Source organism: Nocardiopsis protaetiae, assembly GCF_045446735.1.
GTDB lineage: Bacteria > Actinomycetota > Actinomycetes > Streptosporangiales > Streptosporangiaceae > Nocardiopsis > Nocardiopsis protaetiae.
This window is the reverse complement of the sequence record NZ_JBJJBV010000243.1, coordinates 1-10,006: the sequence shown is the minus strand read 5'-3', so window position 1 is coordinate 10,006 and position 10,006 is coordinate 1. Positions and strand designations below refer to the sequence as shown.

At 70.8% G+C, this 10,006-nt stretch carries 9 protein-coding genes; 8 read left to right on the top strand and 1 reads right to left on the bottom strand.

The genetic code is table 11. The annotated features are described in order from the left end of the window. The coding region (locus tag ACJOT3_RS27505; protein ID WP_406976019.1) for an FAD-dependent oxidoreductase at window positions 1-477 on the top strand (477 nt) is incomplete at its 5' end. A gap of 45 nt (window positions 478-522) precedes the next feature. On the opposite strand, the gene ACJOT3_RS27500 is transcribed toward ACJOT3_RS27505, so the two are convergent. After that, window positions 523-819, bottom strand: coding sequence for an MTH1187 family thiamine-binding protein (locus ACJOT3_RS27500; protein WP_406976018.1), 297 nt, complete (start codon window positions 817-819; stop codon window positions 523-525). A gap of 213 nt (window positions 820-1,032) precedes the next feature. Between ACJOT3_RS27500 and clsA the strand changes: the two genes are divergently transcribed. The 7 genes from clsA to ACJOT3_RS27465 all read left to right on the top strand — a co-directional run bounded on the left by clsA (window position 1,033) and on the right by ACJOT3_RS27465 (window position 9,998). Then, window positions 1,033-1,785: a cardiolipin synthase ClsA gene (clsA, locus tag ACJOT3_RS27495; protein ID WP_406976022.1), complete on the top strand. Its 753-nt coding sequence runs from the start codon at window positions 1,033-1,035 to the stop codon at window positions 1,783-1,785. Window positions 1,786-1,983: 198 nt separating this feature from the next. Beyond that, the gene (locus ACJOT3_RS27490; protein ID WP_406976021.1) at window positions 1,984-4,485 is read left to right on the top strand and encodes a sugar phosphate nucleotidyltransferase; all 2,502 of its coding nucleotides are present in this window, start codon (window positions 1,984-1,986) and stop codon (window positions 4,483-4,485) included. Window positions 4,486-5,099: 614 nt separating this feature from the next. Then, window positions 5,100-5,642 (top strand): FHA domain-containing protein, encoded by a 543-nt coding sequence (locus tag ACJOT3_RS27485; RefSeq protein WP_406976017.1) that lies wholly within the window; start codon window positions 5,100-5,102, stop codon window positions 5,640-5,642. Between the two features lie 184 nt (window positions 5,643-5,826). Beyond that, entirely contained in the window at window positions 5,827-6,300 is a 474-nt protein-coding gene (locus ACJOT3_RS27480) for a bifunctional nuclease family protein (RefSeq protein WP_220562147.1), read from the top strand. A gap of 419 nt (window positions 6,301-6,719) precedes the next feature. Next, window positions 6,720-7,211 (top strand): MerR family transcriptional regulator, encoded by a 492-nt coding sequence (locus tag ACJOT3_RS27475; protein ID WP_406976020.1) that lies wholly within the window; start codon window positions 6,720-6,722, stop codon window positions 7,209-7,211. A gap of 94 nt (window positions 7,212-7,305) precedes the next feature. Continuing rightward, a complete protein-coding gene (locus ACJOT3_RS27470; RefSeq protein WP_406976016.1) occupies window positions 7,306-8,337 on the top strand; it encodes a LacI family DNA-binding transcriptional regulator in 1,032 nt (343 codons plus the stop codon). 302 nt (window positions 8,338-8,639) lie between these two features. Further along, window positions 8,640-9,998, top strand: a complete 1,359-nt coding sequence (locus ACJOT3_RS27465) for an ABC transporter substrate-binding protein (protein WP_406976015.1) — start codon at window positions 8,640-8,642, stop codon at window positions 9,996-9,998. Window positions 9,999-10,006: the final 8 nt, after the last annotated feature.

Genomic DNA, 10,006 nt, shown 5'->3' with positions numbered 1-10,006 from the left:
CGGCTGGAGAAGCTGTTCCTGCGCTTCGACGAGGTGTTCTGGGGCGACGCCGAGGTGCTCGTGCACCTGGGCACGGACGAGGGCGCCTGGTTCCACTGGTACGCGGGCCAGCGGGTGCTGGGGGTGCCGGTGCTGGTGTCCCGCAACGGCGGCGCCCCGGCCCGGTTCCTGGCCCGGATGTCGGAGGGGGAGGTGGTGGAGCACGCGATGGCGTCGCTGCGCACCATGTTCCGCAAGGCGCCCGACCCGGTCGACCACCACCTCAGCGACTGGATGGACGACCCCTTCTCGCGGGGCGCGTTCTCCTACACCGCCGTCGGCTCCGGCGACGGCGACCGGATCGCGCTGCGCGCGTCGGTGGACGACCGGGTGTTCTTCGCCGGGGAGGCCACCGAGATCGAGCACATCGCGACGGTCCACGGCGCGCTGCTGTCGGGGCTGCGCGCCGCGGACATGGTCCTGGAGGCCCAGGGCTAGGCCGGCCGGAGCGGGGCGGGGCGGCGCCGGGTCCCGCGGGCCGGGTCAGAGCTTGCGCAGCTCCGCCTCGACCGCCTCGACCTTGCCGTTGAGCGCGTCGGTGACGCCGGGCCGGATGTCGGCCTTGAGGACCAGGGACACCCGCCCGGCGCCCTCGCCCGCGGCCTCGGTGGCGGCCTTGACCACGGCCATCACCTCGTCCCACTCGCCCTCGATCGTGGTGAACATGGCGTCGGTGCGGTGCGGCAGCCCGCTGTCGCGCACGACCTTGACCGCCTTGGCGACGGCCGGCGCGACGGACTCCCCGGTGCCGAGGGGGCTGACGGAGAAGGCGACGAGCATGGGATCCTCCCGGGATCGGTGTCGGTCCGCCCGCAGCGTACCCGCCGCGGCGCGGCCGGGCGGGGAACCACTCCGGGGCCCGGTTCGTTCCACGTGATGGATCGGCCCGGGCGAAAAGCGACTCCGCGGTGGCGGAAAACGACACTTCGGACCGTTATCGTTGGCGTCATGGGGCGATCCGCGGAAGAAGGCAGAGTCGATGCGGGGGGCGATGTGGCCAGCCCGGCGGTCAGTGACCGCATCTGGACGGTTCCCAACCTGCTGAGCATGCTCCGGCTGCTGGGCGTCCCGCTCTTCCTCTGGCTCGTCCTGGTGCCCCAGGCCGACTGGTGGGCGCTCATCGTGCTCGCCTTCGCCGGGCTCAGCGACTGGCTCGACGGCAAGATCGCCCGCGCCTGGAACCAGACCTCACGGCTCGGCACGGTCCTGGACCCGCTCGCCGACCGCCTCTACATCTTCGCCGCCCTGCTGGGACTGGTCGTGCGCGACATCGTCCCGTGGTGGCTCATGGCCATCCTCGTCCTGCGCGACGTCCTCATCCTCGGCGCCCTGCCGCTGCTGCGGTATTTCGGCTACGGCCCCCTGCCGGTCAACTTCGCCGGCAAGGCCGCCACCCTGTGCCTTCTCTACGCCTTCCCCCTCCTGTTCATCGCCGGTTACGCCAACGTCGTCGGAGATGTGGCGAGGATTATGGGTTGGGCCTTCGCGCTCTGGGGAACGGCTCTTTATTGGTGGGCCGGACTGCTGTACGCCGTTCAGGGACTGCGCCTGATCGCCCAGACCCGCCGTGACGAACGCGCCGATCACGCCGACGGTCAACGTGCCGTCGAGGACGGCGACCCCGGTCGCGGCCTCGACCCGGGTCGACCCGATCCAGCCACAGCGGCGACCGCCGACGGAGAACCCGGCGCGGACGTCGACGGCCTCGGCCTGCCCGGCCGGGAACAGGGGCGGACAGGGCCCTGACCCACTGACGGACCGGCTCACCGCGAGTCCTGTCGGAACGAAAGGGAGTGTCGTCTCCGCCATGAGAACATGTCCCACCGCGCGATCGGCCGCGCGCTCCGAACACCTTCCCCCCGCGGTACCCCCCGCCACCTTGACGGTGCGGAGGTGCCAGCGATGACCGTCCGCGACGAGGACGCCCCGACGCCCTCACCCAGCATGAAGGCCGTGGTCATGGCCGGCGGCGAGGGCACCCGCCTGCGCCCCATGACCGCCAACCAGCCCAAACCGCTGCTGCCGGTGGTCAACAAACCCATCATGGAGCACGTGCTGCGGCTGCTGCGCAAGCACGGCTTCACCGAGACGGTGGTCACCGTCCAGTTCCTGGCCACCCTGATCCGCAACTACTTCGGCGACGGCGAGGAGCTCGGCATGAAGCTCCACTACGTCGCCGAGGAGGTCCCGCTCGGCACCGCCGGCAGCGTCAAGAACGCCGAGGACCACCTGCGCGGCGAGCCCTTCATCGTCATCTCCGGCGACGCGCTCACCGACATCGACCTCACCGACATGGTGCGCTTCCACCGGGAGAAGGGCGCCAAGGTCACCATCGCCCTCAAGCGGGTCCCCAACCCGCTGGAGTTCGGCATCATCATCGTCGACGAGCAGGGGCGCATCCAGCGCTTCCTGGAGAAGCCCACCTGGGGCCAGGTCTTCTCCGACACCGTCAACACCGGCATCTACATCATGGAGCCCGAGGTCCTGGACCGGGTCGCCGCCGGCGAGGTGGTCGACTGGTCCGGCGACGTCTTCCCCGAGCTGCTGGAGGAGGGCGAGCCCCTCTACGGCTACATCGCCGACGGCTACTGGGAGGACGTGGGCACCCACGAGAGCTACCTCAGCGCCCAGGCCGACGTGCTGTCGGGCAAGGTCGAGGTGGAGATCGACGGGTTCGAGGTGTCCCCGGGCGTGTGGGTCGGAGAGGGCGCCCAGGTGTCCTCCGAGGCCGTCCTCAAGGGCCCGCTCTACATCGGTGACTACGCCAAGGTGGAGGCCGGGGCCGAGCTGCGCGAGTTCACCGTGCTGGGCAGCAACGCCGTGGTGCGCGCGGAGGCCTTCGTGCACCGCACCGTGCTCCACGACAACGTGTTCATCGGCCGCGGCGCCAACCTGCGCGGCGCGGTCATCGGCAAGAACACCGACATCATGGCGGCGGCCCGGGTGGAGGAGGGCGCGGTCGTCGGTGAGGACTGCGTCATCGAGTCCGAGGCCTACCTCAACAACGACGTCAAGGTCTACCCGTTCAAGACCATCGAGGCCGGCGCGGTCGTCAGCACCAACGTCATCTGGGAGTCGCGCGGGCAGCGGTCGCTGTTCGGCCCGCGCGGCGTCTCGGGACTGATCAACGTGGAGATCACCCCCGAGCTGGCGGTGCGGCTGGCCAACGCCTACGCCACCACCCTCAAGAAGGGCGCGACCGTCACCACCGCGCGCGACGTCTCGCGCGCGGCCCGCACGCTCAAGCGGGCGGTCATCAGCGCCCTGACGGCCGCGGCCATCGAGGTGCGCGACCTGGAGGTGGTGCCGCTGCCGGTGGCCCGCTTCCACACCTCCCAGAGCGGGGTGAGCGGCGGCATCACCGTGCGTACCACCGCGGGCGACCCGGAGTCGGTGGACATCCTGTTCCTGGACTCCGACGGCGCCGACCTGTCCCCGGCGGCCCAGCGCAAGCTCGACCGGGTGTTCTCCCGGGCCGAGTACCGCCGGGCCTTCCCCGGCGAGATCGGTGAGCTGACCTTCCCCTCGCGCAATGTGGAGAACTACGCCCACGACCTGCTGCGCGCCGTGGACACCTCCGGGGTCGCCGAGGCGGACCTGAAGGTGGTGGTCGATTGCGCGGGCGGCAGCGGCTCGCTCATCCTGCCCTCGCTGCTGGGCCGGATCGGCGTGGACGTGCTCACCGTCAACAACCGGCTGGACGAGGCCTCGCCCACCGACACCGCGGCCAAGCGCAACCGGGACCTGGAGCGCCTGGGCGAGCTGGTGTCGGGCTCGGGGGCCGACTTCGGGGTGCGGTTCGACCCCGTGGCCGAGCGGCTCTCCATCGTGGACGAGAAGGGCGAGCTGGTCGACGGCGAGCGCGCCCTGCTCGCCGTCCTGGAGCTGGTGTGCGCCGAGCGCAAGGGCGGCAGCGTGGCGCTGCCGGTGACCATCACACGGGTCGCCGAGCAGGTGGCGCGCGCCCACGGCGTGGAGGTGCTGTGGACGGCCACGGCCATCAACGAGCTCACCAAGGCGGTGCAGCAGGGCGAGGACGTCATCCTGGCCGGGGACGGCCGGGGCGGGTTCGTCATCCCCGAGTTCAGCCCGACCAGTGACGGCATCGCGGCGTTCGTGCGGCTGCTGGGCCTGGTGGCGCGGACCCGCAGCCCGCTCAGCCGCATCGAGGAGGCCATCCCGCAGGCGCACCTGCTGCGCCGGTCGGTGCCCACCCCCTGGGCGGTCAAAGGCAGCGTCATGCGGGCCGTGGTGGAGGCCGCGGGCGACCGCGAGCTCGACACCACCGACGGCGTCCGGGTGCTGGAGCCCGACGGCAGCTGGGCGCTGGTGCTCCCGGACACCGCCGAGGCCGTGACCCATCTTTGGGCCGAAGGTCCCGACCCGGACACCGCGCACCGCCTGCTGGGCGAGTGGGCGAACGTCGTGGAACGCGCCGAGGGCTGACCCCGGCGCCCGATCGGGGTGCGGGCCACGTGGTCCGCACCCCCCTTCGGTGTACGGCGGAAACAACGGCCCTCACGGCCGCTGGCCAAGCCGTGTCCGCTGGCTAAACTGGGCATAACGACAGGTCGTGGCGGTGCGGCGGCGACGAGTCCGATCCGGGGGGTGCCAGATGCGAACCAAAACCCCCCAAGCGGCATCGGTACCAGAAAGGTGCCTCTTCTCGTCGGCGCCGCCCGCCGGTGGAGTCGGTGCTCCGGGCACCGGATCCACCGTTCACCCCACCGCTCGCGCGACGGGGTGTCCACGGCAGGCCGACGGGGAGCGAAACCCTTCCCGGACAGGGATATGGTTTAAAGTCGAGTGTTCCCTGGGGCGCCGCGTCGCCTACCGCACGGGCCTTCCCGCAACGGCGGACCCGGCAGAGGTGACGAGGAGTACGACACGGGGGATGAGACCTAGCGACCGACCGTGCGAGGTGTGCCGCTGCCGCGACAGCGGATCGTCTCGCCGCGTTGCGGACGCCGTGCGGGCCCCTCGCCCGCACGCCGACCGGAACGTGCCACCGATCAGCCGAATCAAGCACCGCCCCGTGCGGTAGGAGGCCGAGCCGACCTATGTCGAGCGTTTACTGCACGCAGTGCGGTCACGCCGTTGCGGATGATGCCCGTTTCTGCTCCCACTGTGGGACCCCCGTCCGCAGGGACGGACAGCCGGGTCCACGACCCGCGGGGAGCGGGGAGTCCGCCGGAGACGTCACGTCCACCATCTCCATCTCCGGCATACAGGCCCTGGAGGAGGAGGACTCCGGTGACGAGTCCGGCAACGTCGATCCCACCAACGTCGACGCACTGCCCGCCGGCACGGCTCTCCTGGTGGTGAAGCGGGGTCCCAACGCCGGCAGTCGCTTCCTGCTGGAGAACGACGTCACGACCGCCGGGCGCCACCCCAACAGCGACATCTTCCTCGACGACGTCACCGTCTCGCGACGGCACGTCGAGTTCTTCCGCCGCGGCAACGGTTTCGGCGTCCGCGACGTGGGCAGCCTCAACGGCACCTACGTCAACCGGGAACCGGTGGACGAGGCCGAGCTGGGCGGCGGCGACGAGATCCAGATCGGCAAGTTCCGGATGGTGCTTTTGACCAAGCCGCGCCGCTGAGGAGCGATCGGGCGCACGCGCGGACACCGTTGACGGCGGCGGCCGGGGCCGAGTAGGTTTGCGGCCCCCCGCCGCCGGAGAGCTTTGTAACGAAGGGTGCCGATTTCGCCCTCGGGTCCTGATCCAACGGGGGATACAGGGACGAGCGCCCATCCGGCATGACGACTCGTGGGACGGAGCCGCTGTGAAGCACATGGAGTTCGTCGGCGTCCGGGTTGAGATGCCCTCGAACCAACCGATAATCCTGCTCAAGGAATCCGACGGGGATCGCTACCTCACGATCTGGATCGGCGGGGTGGAGGCGACCGCGATCGCGCTCGCACAGCAGGGTGTGGTGCCGGCGCGACCGCTCACCCACGACCTGTTCCGGGACGTCCTGGACGCCCTGGACACCCAGCTCACCACGGTCAACATCACCGGGCTGAACGACGGCATCTTCTACGCCGAGCTCGTGTTCAGCAACGGCGCCGAGGTGAGCGCCCGGCCCTCGGACTCCATCGCGCTGGCGCTGCGGACCGGGACGCCGATCTACGCCCACGAGGACGTGATCGACGAGGCCGGGATGCCCATCCCGGACGAGCAGGAGGACCAGGTCGAGGCGTTCAGGGAATTCCTCGACAACATCACGCCCGAGGATTTCGGGCGCCGTACGGAGTGAGACCGGGGACGGGTGCTCGGGGACGCCCCGGAACACGGCTGCGACCTGCGGCGATGTTCCGGGGCAGCGGTGTTAGATTGGGGACGGGGAAGTGAACGTCGAGGTCGGGGCCGAAAAACGGGGTACGCGCACACCGCGTGACCGCCGCGGCTCCGCGGCACCCGGGGGCGCGCACTTGGCGACGCGCCGAGGGGTGTCGTTGACGCTGCCTTCCGGTCGTCCTACGGTCGGTGCAGTGGAACCCGCGGCGCACCCGTTCCCTCTGTGGACATCCCCTGTCGAAACCGCCGCGGGACGAGAAGCCGGAGGTCGGCGTGGCGGTAGCGAGCGGCAAGCGGGAACCCCATGACAGGCGGTCCGCGCTGCGGCTAGCGGGGCAGCAGGGCCTACCGTGCGAAGAGGACGTGGTGGCGCCGCCTATGGACGTCGGGTACCGGGGTCCCGCGGCCTGTACGGCCGCCGGGATCACCTACCGTCAGCTCGACTACTGGGCCAGAACCGGCCTGGTGGAGCCGAGCGTGCGCACCGGCGCCCACAACGCCCCCCTGTACAGCCTCCCCGACGTCCTGTTGCTCAAGGTCGCCAAACGGCTGCTGGACACCGGGATCTCCCTCCAGCAGATCCGCACCGCGGTCGACCACCTGCGCGGCCGCCCCGCCCCCGAGCTGGCCCGCATCACCCTCATGAGCGACGGCGTCAGCGTCTACGAGTGCACCTCCCCCGAGGAGGTCGTCGACCTCATGCAGCGCGGACAGGGCATGTTCGGGCTGGCGCTGGCCAACGTCTGGCGGGAGCTGGAGGAGGCCCTGGGCGTGGTCCCGGCCGAGGAGCGCGGCGACCTGCCCCCGGCGCCGCCCGCGGCCCCGGTGGACGAGCTGGCCCGGCGGCGCAAGGAGCGCCGCACCGGCTGAACCCCCGCGCCCTGCGGTGCCGGTCACCGCAAGCCGATGACAATTCCTGCAAGCGGATGCAAGCGGCTTGCGTTCCATGCCGTACCTTAGGGGCATGAAACGTCGACTCGCGGAGGTCGCCGAGAAGGTCGGGGTCAGTGAGGCCACGGTCAGCCGCGTCCTCAACGGCAAACCCGGTGTGTCCCCCGGAACACGCGAAGCCGTCCTGACCGCCCTTGACGTCCTCGGCTACGAGCGCCCCACCCAGCTGCGGGGCGAACGCGCCCGGCTGGTGGGCCTCGTGCTGCCCGAACTCCAGAACCCCATCTTCCCCGCCCTGGCCGAGGTCATGGCCACCGAACTGGCCCGGCGCGGCTTCGCCCCGGTGCTGTGCACCCGCACGGCCGGCGGGGTCACCGAGGCCGACTACGTCTCGCTGCTGCTCTCCCAGCAGGTCTCGGGCATCATCTTCGCGGGCGGGCTCTACGCCCAGGGCGACGCCGCCCACGACCACTACGCGGACCTGCACGAGCGCAACCTGCCCACGGTGCTCATCAACGCGGCCCTCGAATCCCTGGACTTCCCCCGGGTGGCCTGCGACGACGCGGTCGCCGTCGAACAGGTCGTGGCCCACCTGCGGGCGCTGGGCCACGAGCGCATCGGCCTGGTGGCGGGCCCGCCCGACCACGTCCCCTCCCAGCGCAAGCGGGCGGCGCTGCGCTCCTGCTTCGGGGACGGCCCGCCGCCCCCGGTGGAGCACGCCCTGTACTCGATGGAGAACGGCCGGGCCGCCGCCGAGCGCCTGCTGGAGCGCGGGGTCACCGGCATCCTGTGCGCCAGCGACGTGATGGCGCTGGGCGCGGTGCGCGCGGTCCGGCGGCGCGGGCTGTCGGTGCCCGGGGACGTGTCGATCGTCGGGTACGACGACTCGCCGCTGATGGCCTGCACCGACCCGCCGCTCACCACGGTGCGCCAGCCGATCGAGGCGATGGGGCGCTCGGCGGTGGAGCTGCTGGCCCGGTGGATCGACGGCGGTCGGGTCTCCCGCGAGGAGCTGATGTTCGAGCCCGAGCTGGTGGTGCGGGCCTCGGCCGGTCCCGCGCCCGCGGGCTCCCGGGAGAAGGGGAAGGCGGCCGTCCGGGGCTGAGACACGGGGAACCCGGCCAGGGGGCGTGCGCGACCGCGCACGCCCCCTTCGTCGTGTCCGGGTGTGTTCGTGCTCGTTCATGCGCGTTCGGGCGGGTCTGGGGTGCTTCGTTATGCCTTCGTTAGGCGGGTTCGAGCGGCTCCGCTGTGTGACCCAGCTCGCATTATGCCTGGATTTCGTGGGTGTGTCGTTGATTTGCAAGCTGATGTTGATTTCTTGCGGTTCCGTGTCCGCCTGATTTATCGTTCCGGCACCACCACATGGCTTCCCCGGGGGAGGAGCCGGAAAGGAACGAGCAGGTTATGGGCACACACCGTGTCGCAGTTCCCCGGCGCACCGCACTCGCGGTCGCCGCCACCGCTGTCGCTCTGACCGTCGGCGCCACCGCGTGCGGCTCCGACGACCCCGCGGCCGACGGCACCGTCACGCTCGTCATCAACGGCCAGCCGGAGAAGACCAAGCCGGTCGAGCGGGCGATCTTCGACAACGACGTGGAGGAGTTCCACGGCCTCCACGAGGGCATCCGCCTCGACCCCCGCGAGGGGTTCATGGACCCCGAGACGTTCCAGACCAAGCTGGCCGGGGGCCAGCTGGAGGACGTCTTCTACGTCTACTTCACCGACCCCGGCGCGCTCATCGAACGCGGCCAGGTCTCCGACATCACCGAGCAGGCCGAGGCCCTGGGGATCACCGACCGGATCCAGCCCGGGCTGCTCGACGTGTTCCGCGACGAGGAGGGCCGCCTGTACGGGCTGCCCACCGCCAACTACTCGATGGGCCTGGTCTACAACCGGGCCCTGTTCGAAGAGGCCGGACTGGACCCCGACTCCCCGCCCACCACCTGGGAGGAGGTCCGCGATGCGGCCGCCGCCATCAGCGACCTGGGCGACGACCACGTCGGCTTCGCCGAGCTGAGCGTCAAGAACCAGGGCGGCTGGCACTTCAACACCTGGATGAACTCCCTGGGCACCGAGATCGTCGACCGCGACACCATGACCGCGAACATCGACAACGCCCAGGGGCGCACCGTCCTGGAGACCCTCCACGCCATGCGCTGGGAGGACGGCTCCATGGGCGACCGGCAGATGCTGGAGTTCGAGGACCTCCAGCGCATGATGGGCTCGGGGACCCTGGGCATGTACATCGGCGCCCCCGACAACCTCAAGCCCATCGTCGACAACTTCGAGGGCGACTTCAACGACTACGGGCTCGCCCCCATGCCCGAGCAGCAGGGCACGCTGATCGGCGGCGAGGGCTACATGTTCAAGGCCGGGCTCACCCCCGAGCAGATCGAGGCCGGCCTGACCTGGCTCCAGTGGAAGTTCCTGGAGCCCGACCGGTTCCAGGAGATGATCGACGACGCCCTCGAGCTGGGCTCCCCGGTCGGCCTGCCGATGGCGCCCACCCCCGACATCTGGGTCGGCGACATCCGCGAGGAGCAGCTGGCCCTGAAGGAGGCCAACGCCAACGTCCCGCTGGAGAACTACCAGACCTTCGTGGATGCCCAGCCCGACATCACCGGGTTCATCGAGCCCCCGCAGGCTCAGCAGGTCTACGCGATCCTCGACACGGCCATGCAGGCGGTGCTGACCCGCGAGGACGCCGACATCGACGAACTGCTCGCCACCGCGAGCGGCGAGATCGACGCCGTCCTGGAGTGAGGACCCCG